This window comes from Comamonadaceae bacterium M7527 (assembly GCA_021044545.1).
Lineage (GTDB): Bacteria > Pseudomonadota > Gammaproteobacteria > Burkholderiales > Burkholderiaceae_C > RS62.
Window position 1 is genome coordinate 498,962 of sequence record CP087990.1, and the last position, 16,961, is coordinate 515,922.

12 protein-coding genes and 3 pseudogenes are annotated in these 16,961 nt (G+C 58.2%); 6 read left to right on the forward strand and 9 right to left on the reverse strand.

Annotated elements, in window-relative coordinates:
* Positions 1-136: 136 nt before the first annotated feature.
* The 3 genes and pseudogenes from LN050_02390 to LN050_02400 form a co-directional block, all read right to left on the reverse strand.
* Positions 137-799, reverse strand: a pseudogene (locus LN050_02390) (sulfite exporter TauE/SafE family protein).
* 133 nt (positions 800-932) lie between these two features.
* Complete coding sequence (locus LN050_02395) at positions 933-2,126, reverse strand: FAD-dependent oxidoreductase (GenBank protein UFS56732.1); 1,194 nt, start codon at positions 2,124-2,126, stop codon at positions 933-935.
* Between the two features lie 32 nt (positions 2,127-2,158).
* Positions 2,159-2,431: an oxidative damage protection protein gene (locus LN050_02400; protein UFS56733.1), complete on the reverse strand. Its 273-nt coding sequence runs from the start codon at positions 2,429-2,431 to the stop codon at positions 2,159-2,161.
* A gap of 147 nt (positions 2,432-2,578) precedes the next feature.
* Here LN050_02400 and LN050_02405 point away from each other — a divergent pair, with 147 nt between their 5' ends.
* Positions 2,579-3,091 carry a disulfide bond formation protein B gene (locus LN050_02405; GenBank protein UFS57297.1) on the forward strand — a complete coding sequence of 171 codons (513 nt, stop codon included), beginning with the start codon at positions 2,579-2,581 and terminating at the stop codon, positions 3,089-3,091.
* Between the two features lie 10 nt (positions 3,092-3,101).
* Here LN050_02405 and argA read toward each other — a convergent pair whose 3' ends face one another.
* Positions 3,102-4,439 carry an amino-acid N-acetyltransferase gene (argA, locus tag LN050_02410; GenBank protein ID UFS56734.1) on the reverse strand — a complete coding sequence of 446 codons (1,338 nt, stop codon included), beginning with the start codon at positions 4,437-4,439 and terminating at the stop codon, positions 3,102-3,104.
* A 138-nt stretch (positions 4,440-4,577) separates the two neighbouring features.
* Between argA and hrpA the strand changes: the two are divergent.
* Together hrpA and LN050_02420 are read left to right on the forward strand one after the other, a co-directional pair.
* A pseudogene (hrpA, locus tag LN050_02415) lies at positions 4,578-6,049 on the forward strand (ATP-dependent RNA helicase HrpA).
* Positions 6,050-6,169: 120 nt separating this feature from the next.
* Positions 6,170-8,621 (forward strand): annotated as a pseudogene (locus LN050_02420) (DUF3418 domain-containing protein).
* A 1-nt stretch (position 8,622) separates the two neighbouring features.
* On the opposite strand, the gene LN050_02425 reads toward LN050_02420, so the two are convergent.
* The 5 genes from LN050_02425 to lptF all read right to left on the reverse strand — a co-directional run bounded on the left by LN050_02425 (position 8,623) and on the right by lptF (position 13,503).
* Positions 8,623-9,792, reverse strand: a complete 1,170-nt coding sequence (locus tag LN050_02425) for a pyridoxal phosphate-dependent aminotransferase (GenBank protein UFS56735.1) — start codon at positions 9,790-9,792, stop codon at positions 8,623-8,625.
* A gap of 42 nt (positions 9,793-9,834) precedes the next feature.
* Positions 9,835-10,791 carry a CysB family HTH-type transcriptional regulator gene (locus LN050_02430; GenBank protein ID UFS56736.1) on the reverse strand — a complete coding sequence of 319 codons (957 nt, stop codon included), beginning with the start codon at positions 10,789-10,791 and terminating at the stop codon, positions 9,835-9,837.
* Positions 10,792-10,893: 102 nt separating this feature from the next.
* Positions 10,894-11,286 carry a CbiX/SirB N-terminal domain-containing protein gene (locus tag LN050_02435; GenBank protein UFS56737.1) on the reverse strand — a complete coding sequence of 131 codons (393 nt, stop codon included), beginning with the start codon at positions 11,284-11,286 and terminating at the stop codon, positions 10,894-10,896.
* A 22-nt stretch (positions 11,287-11,308) separates the two neighbouring features.
* The gene (lptG, locus tag LN050_02440) at positions 11,309-12,445 is read right to left on the reverse strand and encodes an LPS export ABC transporter permease LptG (protein ID UFS56738.1); all 1,137 of its coding nucleotides are present in this window, start codon (positions 12,443-12,445) and stop codon (positions 11,309-11,311) included.
* Entirely contained in the window at positions 12,442-13,503 is a 1,062-nt protein-coding gene (gene lptF, locus LN050_02445; GenBank protein UFS56739.1) for an LPS export ABC transporter permease LptF, read from the reverse strand. The genes lptG and lptF overlap by 4 nt, the downstream gene beginning before the upstream one ends.
* Positions 13,504-13,579: 76 nt before the next feature.
* Here lptF and LN050_02450 point away from each other — a divergent pair, with 76 nt between their 5' ends.
* Genes LN050_02450 through LN050_02460 form a run of 3 tightly spaced genes read left to right on the forward strand, consistent with a single transcriptional unit; the run spans position 13,580 to position 16,871 of the window.
* Positions 13,580-15,154 (forward strand): leucyl aminopeptidase, encoded by a 1,575-nt coding sequence (locus LN050_02450; protein UFS56740.1) that lies wholly within the window; start codon positions 13,580-13,582, stop codon positions 15,152-15,154.
* 25 nt (positions 15,155-15,179) lie between these two features.
* On the forward strand, positions 15,180-15,650 hold the full coding sequence (locus tag LN050_02455) for a DNA polymerase III subunit chi (protein ID UFS56741.1): 471 nt from the start codon (positions 15,180-15,182) through the stop codon (positions 15,648-15,650).
* 39 nt (positions 15,651-15,689) lie between these two features.
* Positions 15,690-16,871, forward strand: a complete 1,182-nt coding sequence (locus LN050_02460; protein ID UFS56742.1) for a branched-chain amino acid ABC transporter substrate-binding protein — start codon at positions 15,690-15,692, stop codon at positions 16,869-16,871.
* Positions 16,872-16,961: the final 90 nt, after the last annotated feature.

The following is a 16,961-nucleotide window of genomic DNA, read 5'->3' on the forward strand; positions in this document are numbered from 1 at the left end:
TTTGGTCTTGTTTTTGTAGGGGGTTACCAAGCCAGCAGCTTGAAGCCAGCCGTGGCCAGCAACACAGACAGCCCGAGCGAATAACGCTTGGGTTGCTGTGGTTGAGCAAATGCGCGCCCAGCCAAATGCCAGGCAGAGAGCCGCACAGCAGCAGCGCGAGCAAGTGCCAGTCCACCGTGGCCAAGCTGGCATGGCCCAGGCCTGCCACCAGCGTTAGCGGCACGGCGTAGGCCAAGTCGGCTGCAACCACACGCGGTAACGCCAAGCTAGGAAACAGCAGCAGCAGAGCGGTCACGCCAATGGCACCGGCACCGACTGAGGTGAGCGTGACCAGTGCACCAATGACTGCGCCGAACAGCACAGGCCATGCCCAATGCGCGTCTGCGCGGGTAGGTGCTGTGCGCGCTGCCGGTTTGTGGGCGACAAACACCTTAATGAGTGTGGCCACAGCGGTTAGCAGCAGTGCAAAGCCCAGGCCTTGGCGAATGAGTTGTTCGGTTTGCGGGGTGGCTGCGCCAAATTTGTGCAACGCCACGATGGTGGCAAAAGCCGCCGGTATGCTGCCAGCGCTTAGCAATGCCACCTTGTTCCAAGGTACCAAGCGCTGTTGGGCGAGTTTGAGCGTGCCGCCAAACTTGGTTGCGGCAGCAAACAGCAAATCGGTGCCCACAGCCACGGCGGGGTTGATACCAAAGCCCATGATCAGCAGCGGCGTCATCAGCGAGCCGCCGCCCACACCGGTTAAGCCTATGATGCAGCCCACGAACACGCCGCTGACAATGAAGAAGATGTCTTGCATGGCCTGCACTGTAGGTGCGTAGGCTTATTTCCCAAACGACATTTATGTCATACGCTTATTCGCTGAGCCTATATAGGCGGCAAACCCAAGCGGGCTGGGCCTTGTGGCTTTGTGGTCTTGTCGCCTTGTGACCTTAGGGTACGGGTGCGGGCTGCGCGGCCTTGGCTTTGTGGGTTTGGCGACGCAGTTGGCGCATGACTTGCAGCGGCGCGCGCCTGGGGTCAATGGCGCGCAGCAAGTCCGCGGGCAGATGCTGGGGCGCGTCTTGTGGCTGCCCGGTTATTTGGCTGGCCAGCACGTCGCCTAGTAAAGCGGCCAAGCTCAGACCTCTTGAGCCCAAAGCCAGCAAGCCGTACAAACCCGGCTCGGTTTCCACCTCCAGCAGTTTGGTGCTGTGGTGTAGCTGCGCCATACCCGCAGCGGCTGGCAGCGCACCACACAGTGGCAAGCGGTCTGTTGAGGCGCAGCGCACGCCTACCCAGTTACGCAGCGTGCCAGCTGCCTGCTGTTCGTCAAACCGTGCCAGCGCACTGGCTGCCTGGCTGTTGGCTGCAGCCAACTTGGACAAGCTGCTGCGGTTGGCCAATTGGTCTTGTTCAAGCGTGCATGGTTGCGACTCACCACGCCTGTAGGTGGCACCCATGCTCCACACTGTCTCACCTGTGTGCGTCAAAAAACATGGCGCGTAAACACCTTTGTAGCGCAGCGTAGGCGCTGCTTGTGGGGTAGTCTTTGCAAGACCCCATGTCATTTGTCCGGCAACGGCGCGCAAGCCCAGCGCCACGTGTGGATTGAGTAGCTCGTTGGCAGCAAAGGCATTGCACACAACAGCCACAGGGGCTTTGGCAATGGTTTGCCCATCGGTGTCTATGGCTTGCCAGTGCTGTGTGTCTGGGCAGCGCTGCAGCTGGTGGACGCGCCTGTTACACAACACCTGTAACAGATCGGGGTAGGCGCCAAGCCAGGCGTGTACCAATGCAACAGGCGACACCAGGTGCGCGGCCTCTTCAAAGTGCGGAGTGATCGCCTCGCCACTGATGCTGGCTTTGTAGTTGCGCACTTGTGTGGGCTGCCAGCCATGTTGCGTGGGCAGCACACGCTGCAGCTGCGCCTGGGTGGCTTGCAGGCCCAATGCGCACAAGCGGCTCATGGGCGTTGGGCTTTGCGTGTGGTGTGGGCTGAGCATGCCCACTGGCAGTGCAGATGCGCCACGAGCTGGCGCGGCGTGTTGCTCAATGAGTGTGACGCGCCAGCCGCGCTTGGCTAACGCGTGGGCTGTCGCACTGCCAGCCAAGCCTGCACCAATGACGATGGCATGTTGGTGCACGCGGCAGTGCTACTAATTGCCTTGAGTGGCGCTTATGCAGTGGGTGGTGTGTAGCCTTGGGCGGCGTCAGCCCCGTCGCCAAAGAAATGGTTCTCCATTTGGCGGGCCAAGTATTGGCGGGCGCGGGCGTCGGCCAGGTTTAGGCGGTTTTCGTTGACCAGCATGGTTTGGTGTGTCATCCAATCAGCCCAGGCCTTTTTGCTAACTTGTTGCCATAGCTTTTTGCCCAACTCACCGGGGTAGGGTGGAAAGTCCAGGCCTTCGGCCTCTTGGCCTAGCTTGATACAGTGAACCATTCGTGTCATGTGGAAGCCTTTAGTCTCAATGTGTTGTCGTGGGCCGTACTGTAGCAAGCTTTGCAAGGCTTACGAGCAGTGGTGTTGTTCAATTGGTTACCATTGGCTCATACATCTGCCCTAAACACCTCAACGGGAGCACTAACTATGCAAGCCATGTTTACCACCACAACGCCGCAAGGGCGCGCGCAGCGGTTGTGGCTAGCCGTGGTTGCTGTTTGGTGTGCAGGCCTGCTGGCGTTTGGCTTGTATTTGCAGCATGTAGTGGGCCTGGAGCCTTGTCCTATGTGTATTGTGCAGCGCTATGCCCTGATTGGCGTGGTGGTGTTGGCGATGTTAGGTGCCTGGTTGGCCCATAAAAACGCGGCTTGGATATGGCCTCTGTTGTTGGCCCTCAAGGCCTTAGGCGGCGCATTTGTCGCCGCCAAGCAAAGCTGGCTGCAGTGGTACCCACCAGAGGTGTTCTCTTGCGGGCGAGACTTCTACGGCATGATAGAGGCGTTTCCCCTGCAAAAAGTCATACCCATGTTGCTCAAAGGCAGCGGCGACTGTTCAGCGGTTGACTGGTCTTTTTTAGGGCTGACCATAGCCAACTGGTCATTTTTAAACTTTATGGGCGTGGCCGCGCTGGGCTTTCTGGTGCTGGTGCACCGTTTGCGCAACCGTTGATCGCTTAGGCCTACAGCTGCTTTAAAAACACCTTGGAGCGCCTGTCCCAGTTGTATTTGCTCTTGCGCGCCTCGGGCAATGTATCTGGTGGCACTTCTTTAAAGCCGCGCTTGATAAACCAGTGCATGGTGCGGGTGGTGAGCACAAAAATACTTTTGAGGCCTTGGGCTTTGGCGCGTTGCTCTATGCGCTTTAGCAGCCGCTCGCCATCGCCTTGCGACTGGCTGTGTGGCGACACGGTCAAGGCGGCCATCTCGCCAGTGCGTACCTCTGGGTAGGGGTACAGCGCCGCGCAGCCAAATATCACGCCGTCGTGCTCAATGATGGTGTAGTTGCCCGCGTCGCGCTCAATTTCAGTGCGGTCGCGCTTGACCAGCACACCTTCTTTTTCTAGCGGCTCAATCAACGCGACGATGCCAGAGACATCGTCAATGCCGGCTTCGCGCAGGCTTTCCAGTTTTTCGTCAACAACCATGGTGCCAATGCCGTCGTGGGTGTAAATCTCCAACAGCGGGCTGCCGTCGACTGCAAATGGCAGTATGTGGCTGCGCTCCACACCGCCTTCGCAGGCCTTGATGCAGTGCTGCAAGTAAAACGCGGTGTCTGTGGGTTTGTCCGCTTTGGGCAACTTGGCTATCAAGGCCTTGGCCTGTGCCAAAGGCAGCTCGGTGTCGATGGGGGTGCTGGCATCAAGCGGGTCTTGATGTATGCCGTCTATCTCCGTTAAAAACATCAGCTTGTCGGCCTGCAAGGCAATGGCGGTGCTGGTGGCCACGTCTTCCATGCTCAAGTTAAATGCCTCGCCAGTGGGCGAAAATCCAAACGGTGACAGCAACACCAAAGCGCCCATATCAAGCGAGCGCGTGATGCCCACAGCGTCCACTTTGCGCACCAGGCCAGAGTGGATAAAGTCCACGCCGTCTACCAGTCCTATGGGTCGGGCCGTAATAAAGTTGCCTGACAACACGCGCACAGTCGCGCCTGCCATGGGGGTGTTGGGCAGGGCTTGGCTGAAAGCAGCTTCTATTTCGTAGCGCAACTGACCTGCCGCCTCTTGCGCGCAGTCCAGCGCCACAGGGTCTGTGATGCGAATGCCCTTGGAAAACTGCTCCTGGTGACCTTTGGCGGCCAGTTGCTCACTGACCTGCGGCCTAAAGCCGTGCACCAACACAATGCGCACGCCCATGCTTTGAATGAGCGCCAAGTCTTGGACCAGGTTGGGCAAGCGTCCGGCAGCTATGGCCTCGCCCGCAACCGCAATGACCACGGTTTTGCCGCGATGCATATGTATGTAGGGGGCTACAGAGCGAAACCACGGTACAAAAGTAAAGTTAAAAACGTTGGACATGGGCAGCTGGCGTGTGTTCTTGGCAATCCTTAAGGATAATCGCTTGTTGCCCCAAGAATTTGCCGAGAGTGTGCTGTTTTGAATTTGAGCCTGAATTTCCCAGACAACCTGCCTGTTAGCGCCAAGCGCGATGAGATTATGGCGCTGATGCGTGACCACCAAGTGGTGGTGGTGTGTGGCGAGACGGGCTCTGGAAAAACCACGCAATTACCCAAAATGGCATTGGCGCTGGGCAAGGGGCGCATCAACGGCGGCGGCTTGATTGGCCATACGCAGCCACGGCGTATTGCGGCGAGCAGCGTGGCCAAGCGCATTGCCGAAGAACTGCAAACCTCGCTAGGCGACGTGGTGGGCTACAAGGTGCGTTTTCAGGACCGCTTGAGTAAAGACGCCTCGGTCAAGCTCATGACAGACGGCATCTTGCTGGCCGAGACGCAAACCGACCCACTGCTCAAAGCCTACGACACCATCATCATTGACGAGGCGCATGAGCGCAGTCTGAACATTGACTTTTTGTTGGGCTACTTGCGCCAGCTGTTGCCGCGCCGTCCAGACCTGCAGGTGATAGTGACCTCGGCCACCATAGATGCCCAGCGCTTTGCCGAGTACTTTGCAGGGCGCAAAGGGCCTGCGCCTGTGATTCAAGTGTCTGGGCGCACCTTTCCGGTAGAGGTGCGTTGGCGGCCTTTTGAAGAGAGCAAAGAGACAGACCTGAATACGGCTATTGCAGAGGCCGTGGACGAGCTGTGGCGCGGGGGCCCTGGCAAGGGTGGCGATATTTTGGTGTTTTTGCCAGGCGAGCGTGAAATTCGGGAGGCTGCCGACCATTTACGCCAACATTTAAGCCACCAGCCCACGCTGCGTGATGCCCAGATATTGCCGCTTTTTGCACGTCTAAGCCAAGCTGAACAAGACCGCGTGTTTGAAACAGGCGGCGCGCGGCGCATTGTGCTGGCTACCAACGTGGCTGAGACCTCGCTCACAGTGCCAGGCATTCGCTACGTGATTGACGCAGGCAACGCGCGCGTGAAGCGCTACAGCTACAGGCAAAAGGTAGAGCAGCTGTTGGTAGAGCCCATCAGCCAAGCCGCGGCCAACCAACGCAGTGGTCGGTGTGGACGGGTGGCCGACGTATTGCCATACGCCTTTACGCGCAAGACGACTTCTTGGCCAGGCCTGCGTTTACGGACCCTGAAATTGTGCGCAGCTCGCTGGCCGCCGTTATTTTGCGCATGAAGGCGTTGCACCTTGGCGACATTGAGCAGTTCACCTTCATTGAGCCGCCGCCCAGGCGCGCCATTGTCGATGGCTACCAGTTGCTCAATGAGCTGGGCGCGGTAGATGACGACAACCAACTCACGCCCATTGGCAAAACCTTGTCACGCCTGCCAGTTGACCCACGCGTGGGTCGCATGCTGCTTGAGGCTAAAACCCGTGGCGCGCTCGCCGAAGTCATGGTGTTGGCCTCGGCCATGTCGCTGCAAGATGTGCGCGACAGGCCAATGGACAAACAAACACAGGCCGACCAGGCGCACAAGAAATTTGACGACGAGAAGAGCGAGTTTGTAGGCACGCTGCGCTTGTGGGCGTGGTTGGCGCGTTCGCGTGGTACGGCCAACGCAGATGCCTTGTTGGCAGCCTGGGCCAAAGGCGGTGCAGCTGACAAGCCGGCGCAACGCTTGCGCAGCGCGCATGCGCACTTGAGTGCAGACAAAAGAGCCACAGGCGCGATGGCGCCCGCCAAAGCTGGCGCACAGCAATACGCCAAAGGCGGGGCCCGCCCCAATGTGGCGGCGGCCAATGCAGAGCCTGCCGCGCACAAGTTGTCCAACCGCCAATATGAGCAGCTGTTACGCGACAACTACCTGCACGTGCGGCGCGTGCGCGAGTGGCGCGACATTTACAAGCAGCTGCACACAGTGGTGGCTGAGCATGGCTGGCAGCCCAATGAGCAGGCCGCATCCTATGAGGATTTGCACAAGTCCTTGTTGGCCGGTTTGTTGGGCAATATTGGCTTTAAAAACGACGCTGAAGATTGGTATTTGGGTGCGCGAGGTATCAAGTTTGTCAAACACCCCGGTGCCAACTTGAGTCAAAAACCGGGCAAGTGGGTGGTGTGTGCCGAGCTGGTGCAAACCACGCGGTTGTTCGGCAGGGGGGTGGCGTCTATTGAACCAAAATGGCTTGAAGAGGTGGGCGAACACCTTCTTAAAAAGCAACTGCTGGACCCGCATTGGGAGAAAAAATCTGCGCAGGTGATTGCACTTGAGCGCGCCACCTTGTACGGGCTGGTGGTGTACAACAACCGCCGTATCCGCTACGACCAGATTGACCCGCAGTTGTCGCGTACCCTGTTTATTCGCGAAGGTCTGGTAGCGGGCGAGTGGGATACCAAGCTGTCTTTCTTGCGCACCAACCAGCGCTTGGTTGCCGAGGTGCTTGAGCTTGAGCACAAGTCACGCCGCCAGGATGTGCTGGTGGACGACGCCTTGATTGAGGCTTACTACGACGAGCACCTGCCTGATACAGCTGTGAGTGGCGACGCGCTTGAGCGTTGGTACAAGCGCGAGTCTGTGCACAACAAGCAGTTGCTGGTGATGACGCGCGAGACGCTGATGCGCCACGAGGCCAGTGGTATTACCCACCAGGCGTTTCCCAAAATCGTGCGGCTTGGTGGTGTGGACTGCAAGGCCAGCTACCTGCACGAGCCGGGTGACGCCAAGGACGGTTTAACGGTAGACGTACCCATCTTCGCGCTCAATCAAGTGGATGGCAACCGCGTTGAGTGGTTGGTACCCGGCATGTTGAAAGACAAGTTGCAAGCGTTGTTGAAAAGCCTGCCGCAGCGTCCGCGTTCTCGCTTGGTGCCGTTGCCGCAAACGGCGCAACGCATGGCACAGGCTTTCAGCGAGCCGGTGGCGTTTGGGCGCGGCAGCCTGCTGGACGCCTGTTTGGAGTGGGTGCGCAAAGCCACCGAGCTGGATGTGAAGCGCGCGGACTTCAAGTTGGACATGGTGCCCGCGCAGTGGCTGATGAACATACGCGTGGTAGACGAGCACGGCAGACAACTGGGCATGGGCAGGCACTTGAGTGTGCTCAAGGCTGAGCTGGGTGGCAAGGCGCGCGGTGCTTCAGGCCTTGGCGCAACTCAAGCTGGGCGACCTGAAGAAAGCGCCGCAGGCTGCGGTGCAGGTCAGCGACAAGCCCGCGTCACCACAGCGGCAGGCCACGCCTGTGCAAGCCAACAATGCAACCAACAACGCAACCAACAACGCAACCAACAACGCAACAAATAGCGCAACCAATAACCCCGCCAAGGTCTCGCCAGACAACCGCGAAAGCTATACCGCGTGGACTTTTGGCGAGCTGCCCGAGCTTATGGAGCTGCGCCAGGGTGGGCAAACGCTGATCGGGTTTCCTGCGCTCATAGACGGGCAAAACTGCGTGCGCATTGAGGTGTTTGACGAGCCGCATGTTGCCGCCGTTCAGCACAAGACTGGTTTGACGCGCTTGTTTGCGCTGCAAATCAAAGACGCCATCAAGTACCTGGAAAAAAACATTCCAGACATGCAGCTGATGTCTGTGGCGTATATGCCGCTGGGCACGGCAGAGGAGTTGCGCGGACAAATTTTGAACGCGGCCATGCAGCGCGCCTTTTTGCAGGCGCCGCTGCCTGTAGATGCCGCCTCGTTTGATGCGCGCTTGAAAGAAGGGCGCACGCGCCTGAGCCTGATTGCCAATGAGTTGGCCAGGACTTGTTCTGAAGTGTTGGCTGCATTTGCCAAAGCCAGTCGCAAACTCAAAGACAGCAAACACCTGGGCGCAGCCCACGCAGATGCCACACAGCAGCTGGCCAAACTCATGCCCAAGCACTTTGTGTCGGCCACGCCACCAGCGTATTTGCCCCACTTGGTGCGCTACCTGAGCGCGGTGGTGATGCGCCTGGACAAAGCCCGCGCAGACGCCACGCGCGACGCAGCACACACCAAAGACATCAACAGGCTAGAGCAAGGTTATTGGAAGCTGGTCTCGGCCAGGCAAGGCCAACTGGACGAGGCGGCGACCAATGTGCGCTGGTTGCTGGAAGAGCTGCGCGTGGGTTTGTTTGCGCAAGAGTTGCGCACCAAGCAGCCTGTGAGTGTGAAGCGCCTGGAAAAAGCCTTGGCGCAGTTGCAAAGCTAGCCTAGAGCTTGGCCAGGCGCTGCAGTGCCAGGTCCAGAGTCGCGTCTTGTTTGGCAAAGCAAAAGCGTATGCGGCGTTGGTCAAAGTTGTTGCCGTAAAAAGCCGATAGCGGCACGGCTGCGACGCCAACCTCGGTGGTGAGCCACTTGCAAAAGTCGGCCTCGCTCAAACTGCGCTCTGGTACCTTGAGTTCGTCAATATCGGCGCACTGGAAATAGGTGCCGTTACAGGGCGCCAGTTTGAAGTTGGTTTGCGCCAGTCCCGCACGAAAACGGTCGCGCTTGGCCTGGTAAAAGGTGGGCAACTCCGTGTAGGCCTCGGTGTACTGCATGAAGTCAGCCAAACCGTGTTGCATGGGGGTGTTGACCGTGAACACGTTGAACTGGTGCACCTTGCGAAATTCAGCCATTAGCTCGGGCGGTGCCACCACATAGCCGATTTTCCAGCCGGTTACATGATAGGTCTTGCCAAAGCTGCTGACGACAATGGCGCGTGCGGCAAGCTCAGGGTAACGCAGTGCGCTTTGGTGTGTTGCGCCGTCAAACACCATGTGTTCGTACACTTCGTCACTGATGAGCACGATGTTGGTTGGGCGCAGCAAATCTTGCAGTGCCAGCATGTCGGCTTGGCTCCACACCGTGCCGCTTGGGTTGTGCGGGCTGTTGATGAGCAAGGCGGTGGTGCGAGGTGTGATCGCGGCTGCAATGGCTGCAAAATCTGGGCGCATGCTGCCAGGTGTCAAGGCCACGCGCACGGCAGTGGCGCCGCACAACTCGATGGCGGGTATGTAGCAGTCGTAGCAAGGCTCTAGCACTATGACTTCGTCGCCAGCTTTCACCACGGCCAGCATGGCCGTCAAGAGTGCCTGTGTGGCACCTGCGGTAACAGTGATGTCATCAGCGTTGGCTTTGCTGGCGTAGAGGGTTTGCACTTTGCCTGCAATGGCAGCGCGCAAGTTGGGCAGGCCAGCCATGGGTGGGTATTGGTTGTGCCCACCGAGCATGGCGTTGGCCACGGCCTGGTGTAGCCGGGCATCACCTTCAAAGTCTGGAAAGCCTTGGCCTAAGTTAACCGCTTGGTGCTCAGTGGCCAGTGCCGACATGACAGTAAAAATAGTGGTGCCAACGTTGGGCAGTTTGCTGCTGATGGCAGGGGTTTGAAAGTGCGTCATGTCCGTTGTGTCGTTTGTGTATGTATCGCGCTGTTGCTTTACTTAAAGCTGGTAATTGTCGCCGTCGCCGTCGCCGTCGCCAGCCATGGCACGGGTGATGAGATCGCGCTTTAAGCGCGGACTTAACAGCTCGGCCAGGCGCAGCACGTAGTGGCGCATGTAGGCGCCGCGCTTGAAGGCTACACGTGCCAGGTTGCTGCCAAACAAATGGCCAGCCGGGCGGCTTACCAAGTCAGGGCCAACGCCGTCTGCATCCACTGCCATTTGCGCCACAATGCCTACGCCCATGCCCAGTTGTACATAGGTTTTGATCACGTCCGAGTCAATCGCATCAAGCACCACGTTGGGTTTTAAGTTGCGTGCGGCAAACGCCAGGTCAATTCGGTTGCGCCCGGTGAATGTGGGGTGGTAGGTGACTATGGGGTGCTCGGTCAAGTCCTCCAGCCTGATACGCTCTAGCGCGGCCAGCGGGTGGTTGCTGGGCATGACCAATACGTGTTGCCACTCGTAGCACGGCAGCGTGATCAAGTCTTCAAATTGTGTGAGCGACTCGGTCGCAATGCCAATGTCGGCGACGTCGTCCAGAAGCATTTTGGCCACTTGCGCTGGCGAGCCCTGGTGCAAGCTGACATTGACCTTGGGAAACTCGTGACGCAGCTTGGCAACGGGTTGCGGCAACACGTAACGCGCTTGTGTGTGGGTGGTGGCAATGCTTAGCATGCCAGAGTCTTGTGTAGAGAATTGCTCGCCAATGCGCTTTAAGTTGCGCACCTCCCGCAAAATGATGTCAATGCTTTTCAGCACATGCGCACCTGGCTCGGTGATGCGCTTGATGCGTTTGCCGTGGCGGGCAAAGATGTCTACGCCCAGCTCGTCTTCCAGCTCAATGATGGCCTTGGATACACCGGGCTGCGAGGTGTGCAGTGCCTTGGCTGTCTCGGTGAGGTTGAGGTTGCGTCTGACAGCCTCTTGGACAAATTTGAACTGGTGCAGGTTCATGGCGAACAATCAGGTACCCGAGGTACTGCGAGTGGTTGTGGGGGCGCTGCAGTGCGCCCAATACGCCATTATCAGGTGAATCTGCCCGCCAGTTGGCGGCGCTTACGCGGTGGCAGCAATCGCGGCGATAGCTTGCTCCAGCGCTGGATGCTGGCCTACGGCCTGCTCACACACAAACTGCACGTTGGGGTGAGTGTCTTGCAGCTGCTGCATGAGCACAGGCAAGTCTTCGCGCGCGTGCTTGCCCACCCCAAAAAACATGGGCAACACGCGTATGTGTTTGGCACCATGGTTAATCATGTCCGCTGCCACAGCAGGCAAATCGGGCTCGCACAGTTCCAGGTAGGCACAGGCGACTTGGGTGTCTGGCGTTTGCTTGGCTATGTTGGTGGCCATGGCCTCCAGTGGGTCTCGCCACAGCGGGTCACGCGAGCCATGCGCAAACAGAATGAGGCCTTTGGATGCGGCGGATGCGCTTTGGTGGGCAATAGACATGGCGAGATTGTGGCAAATCGCGCTAACGCCTGAGCACCAGCCAGCCAAAAGCCCCTAGCGACATCGCGGTGTACATCAGGCTTGGCGCGGCGGCGGCCACCCATGGACGCCACTCGTTGAGGTTGCCGATATAGCCAAAGACGTTGTTGAGCAAAAAGAAGCTGATGCCCGCCAAAAAACCAATGAACACATAAGCTGCCACCCCGCCAGAGCGAAAGTGCAGATAGGCAAATGGCAATGCCAGCACCACCATGACCAAGCAACTCAATGGGTAAAACAACTTGCGCCAAAACTCAATCTCGTATTGCTGGGCGCTTTGTTGGTTGGCTTGCAGGTGGTTGATAAATTGAAACAAGTCGAATGTGCGCATGGTGCTGGGGTCTAGCACCGCCACAGACACCATTTCGGCGGTGATCTCGGTAGGCCACTGCATGGTGTCAAACGTGGTGCTGTCTATGTGCAAATCGCTTTGATTTTGCGGGCCTTGTGGTGTGGCCTGATCGTAGCGGGTGAGGGTGCCGTTTTGCAGCGTCCACGTGAGGTCTTCGCCTATCAATGCGCGGTTGGCTTGAATGGTTTGTATCAATTGTCCTTCGCGTGTGAACTCAAATACGCGCACGCGCTCAAGCGCTGAGTCTGGCCCAATGGCGCCTACGTTGACAGATGCGTTGCTATTGGCCCGCTTTTCTTTCAGCCAAGCGCCTGTGCGCCCCGAGCTGATGCTGCCGTCAAACCGCGCTTTCAGGGCGGTTTGGTATTTGCCAGATACCGGTGCGAGGTAGTCACCCGCCACAAACGTCAACACCACAAATACGGCACCCATGGCCAGCATCACACGTAGCGCCAGCCAAGGCCCTAGCCCACTGGTTCGCAAAATCGTGAACTCTGAGCTTTGCGCCAGACGCGTGAGCACCAACACCGTACCGATCAGCACGCAAATAGGCATGAGCTGGTACAAGCGCTCAGGCAGGCCCAAGCCTACAAACAGCAGCGCGTGCTCTAAACCAAAGGTGACATCTGGCTGGCCTGCGGCCTGGCGGCCAATGCCGCCCAGTTCGTCTACCAGGTCGAAAAATGAAAACAGCGCCAAGAAGCCCATCGCCGTGAACGCAACGGCGCGATAGACCTCCGCGTAAATGAGTGTTCTGAGTGTTTTCATGGTTTGACCGTGCTGCGCAACCAGTGCATCAGGCTAAATTGCACGTGGCTGGCGTATAGCCATAGCATGCACAGCGCGAATACGCTGCCATGCAAGCCTGCGGTAAGTGCCAGCGCACTGATTTTTTGGCTCACCACCCAACCTTGTCCAAGGCTTAGCAGGTTGAGGTAGACAAGCGATGTGAGCAACGCAAAGGCCAAGTTCCTGCCCCGGCTGGAGCGGTTGTTGACTTTTGCAGCGGCCAGCGCCAACAGCACAAAATTGACGCTGGCCAATGCCATGCCTATGCGCCATGTCAGCTCGCCTCTGGCGTGCGGTGTTGGTTTTTGTAGCAAGTCCCACGACGGTGTAGAGCGCGACGTTTGGGTGGCGCCTAGCTTTACCTCGTCGTCGGTGCGGGTGCCGTGGCGCTCAAAGTCAATCATGCGTGTGTTCTGGCCGTCTTTTGTCTTGGTGAGCTGTTGGCCCTGGATGAGCTCTACGTACTGACCGCCATCGCGGTTGACGATGACGGCGCTTTGCGCGGCAATCACGCTGCTGCCTTTGGCTGTGCTGCTGGATACAAAAATATTGTTGCCGTCAACGCCAACGGCTGCGTCCTTGTCCATGAAGAACACTTGCTCGCCGCTGGCAGACTCTTTGAATTGGCCAGGGGCCACGCGTTCAAGGTCGCCTCTTGACTCAAAGCGCACTTTCAACTCGTCAAGTTGCTGGTTGGACCAAGGCCACACAAACCATTGCAGGGCCGCCACGCTCAGTAGCACAGGCCACGCAAATCGAAATACGGGCGCAATAAACGACAACAAACCCACGCCACTGTTGTGCCAGATCACCATTTCACTGTCTTGGTACATGCGAGACATGGCTGAGATCACCGCAATAAACAGGGCAATCGCCAATATGGTGGGCATGCGACCCACAGCGCTGTAGCCCAGGGCCAGGTACAAAGACTCGGGGTCAAACTGGCCCTCAGAGGCCAAACCCAGGGTGCGTATCAGCATCAGCGTCATCACAATGGTGAATAACACCATCCAGCTCGTCCAAAAGCTGCGCGCCATATCCTTGCGAATTGAAGAATGGAATAACATAAGACCCAAGCGATTAACAAACCAACCCAACTACCAAGCCCGCATTATGAACGTTGAACTCAAAAACCTGTCTTTTGACGCTGCTTGCCAAGCCCGCACCGACGTGTTGGTGCTGCTGGTGGCCAACGACACCGCTACCGCTGCGGGCAAAACCAGCGCCGCCAATCCAGTGGCGCATTGGTTGGCGCAGGCCAGCAAGGCAGGGCATTTGGGAACAGGTACTCAAACGCAACTGAGTAGTTACGCTGACCCCCGTTTTGCCGCCAAGCAAGTCATTGCCCTGCATGTTGGCGCAGGTGATGCTGGCAGCGTACGGACAGCCCTGGCCAATTGTTTGCGTGGCCTAGCCAACGCTAGTGTGACAAGCGTGTTGGTCAGTGCACATGGCTTGCGCCTTGATGGCAAGGCTGACAACGGGCCAGACTGGGCTAATGCGCTGGTGGCTGCGGTCGAGCAAGGCACTTACCTGTACACCACCAGCAAGGCGGTTACAGCCAGCAAGCCTTTTGCTGCCACTATTACCATTTGCACCGACACCTCGGTCTTGTCTGGCGCGTTTGCTGTGGCCAAAGCGGTCGCAAATGGTGTGGGCGTGGCCAAAGAGTGGGCCAACCGCCCAGCCAACATGGCCACACCAACGCACCTAGGCGTCTTGGCCAAGGCCATGGGCAAGCTCAAAAACATGCAGGTACAAGTCATGGGCCCGCGTGAGGTGGCCAAGCTCAAGATGGGCTCATTCATGTCGGTGGCCCAAGGCTCCAAAGAGCCTTTGCGGTTCATTGTGATGCAGTACAAGGGCGCAGCTGCCTCTGGGGCACCTGTTGTGTTGGTGGGCAAGGGCATTACCTTTGACACCGGTGGCATTTCGCTAAAGCCTGGCGCCGAAATGGACGAGATGAAGTACGACATGGGCGGCGCGGCCAGCGTGCTGGGTGCCATGCAAGCCATAGGTGAGCTGCAGCCCAAGATCAACGTGGTGGCACTTATTCCAAGCTGTGAAAACATGCCAGACGCCGGCGCGGTAAAGCCGGGTGACGTGGTGACCAGCATGAGCGGCCAAACCATTGAGATTTTGAATACAGACGCCGAAGGCCGTCTTATTTTGTGTGACGCTCTGACCTATGCCACGCGCTACAAGCCAGACCACGTCATTGACATTGCCACCTTGACCGGTGCTTGTGTGATTGCTTTAGGCCATGTGCGCACGGGTATGTTTTGCCAAGACGACGACTTGGCCAACGCCTTGTCTGCGGCGGGTGAGGCCAGCGGTGACCTGTGCTGGCGCATGCCGCTAGACGCCGCCTATGGCGCAGCGCTCAAGTCCAACTTTGCCGACATACCCAATATTGGCGGCGGTCGTGCAGGTGGCTCTATCACGGCAGCCAAGTTTCTAGAAAAGTTCACTGCCGACTACAAATGGGCCCATTTGGACATTGCTGGCACGGCCTGGGTCAGCGGTGCCAGCAAAGGCGCTACCGGCAGGCCAGTGCCCTTGCTGGTCACCCATTTGTTGCGCCATGGCCAGAGCTTGGCAACTGGCAAAGCCACTGTGAAGCCTGTAGCCAAGCCTGCAGCCAAGCCCGTAGCCAAGAAAAAGCCCGCCAGCAAGCGCGCGGCCTAAGCCCACGCAAGCCCAGACTCAAACCATGGCGCTGCAAGAGGTGATGTTCCACACGGGCGTGGCTGACGTGCCCGCCCACGTCGCACGGCTTGCCGCCAAAGTGCTGCGCAGCGGGGAAACCATGGCTGTGTTGTGCGCCGCCCATGAGGTCGACGCGATAGACGCGGCCTTGTGGCAACTGGACAAAACCAGCTTTGTGCCGCACGCCCAACCCGGTGCCAGCGCGGCTGTGCAGGCGTGTAGCCCTATTGCCATAGTCACACAGCTAGACGGCTTGGGCCCCAACATGTCTAAGCGTTTGCTCAGCACCTTGCAGACATGGGTAGACGGCTGCGAGGCCTTTGACAAACTGATAGAGGTTGTCTCGCCGCAGGGCACTGTGGATGCGCGTCAGCGTTGGAAGCGCTATGCTAATGAATTTAAAGTTAAGCAACACCGCTGTGAACCAGTAGACGCGCTGGTCGTTTGCTGTCGTTTGCCCGGTAAAAATCTATAACAAGTCTCACAAAGCCCACTATTGCCCCCAAGGAGTCGCATGCAAAAAATCCTGAAACTCGTCGTTATCGCAACCGCTGTGGCGGCCCTTGCTGCGTGTGGCGACAGCGAAGGTGAGGCCGACGCGGTTGCGCCAGCCGAAGAGGCACCACTGGTCGTCAAAATTGGTCACGTAGGCCCTACCAGTGGCCCCATTGCCCGATTGGGTCAAGACAACGAAAACGGTGGCCGCATGGCGATTGAGGCCTTGAACGCGGCCAACATCACCCTAGGTGGCCGTGCAGCCACTTTTGAGTTGTTGGCCCAAGACGACGACGCCGACCCAGCAAAAGGCGCTGCTGCTGCAAGACAGCTGGTGGCCTCTGGTGTGAACGGCGTGGTAGGCCACCTCAATTCGGTCACCACGATTGAGGCATCTAAGATTTACAGTGATGCCGGTGTGCCGCAAATCTCGCCCTCGGCGACCAACCCCAAGTACACGCGTCAAGGGTTTGCCACCACATTTCGCTTGTTGGCCGACGATGCCCAGTTGGGCGACAGGCTAGGGCGCTACGCTGTTGAGACCTTAAGCGGTAAAGCCATTGCCGTGATAGACGACCGCACTGGCTACGGCCAAAGCGTGGCAGATGCATTTGAGCAAGGCGTCATCGCAGCTGGCGGCAGTGTGATTGCGCGCGAGTTCACCAGTGACCAGGCGACAGACTTTACTGTCATGTTGACAGCCCTTAAAGACAAAAGCCCCGATGTGGTGTTTTTCGGTGGCATGGACGCGGTTGCAGGCCGCATGCTGCAGCAAATGAAGCAGTTGGGCATTGAGGCCAAGTTGGTGGGCGGCGACGGTATTTGCTCGTCCCGCTTGCCATCGTTGGCGGGTGACGCCTTGCTGGACGACCACGTTTTTTGCGCAGAAGCAGGTGGTGTGGCCGATGCCGACAAGCCAGCTATGGACAAGTTCCGTGCTGATTTCCAAGCCAAATACGGCACGGCTGTTCAGGTCTACGCGCCTTATACCTATGATGCCGTGATGGTGATTGCGCAGGCCATGAAGCGTGCCGACTCAGCAGACCCGGCTGTGTACTTGCCTTTCCTGGCGCAAACAGACGGCTACCAGGGCTTAACCGGCACCATTTCATTCGACGAAAAAGGCGACCTCAAAAGCGGCGCGCTGACCTTGATGACTTACCGCGGCGGCGCGCGCACCGCTGTGGCTGTCATCCGTTAACCACGCCAAGCCAAGGGCACAAAGCCCTTTTGTGGGCGATTATTCGTTGGGCGCGTAAAATGGTCGGTTGCCAATAAACACCCGGCCTGG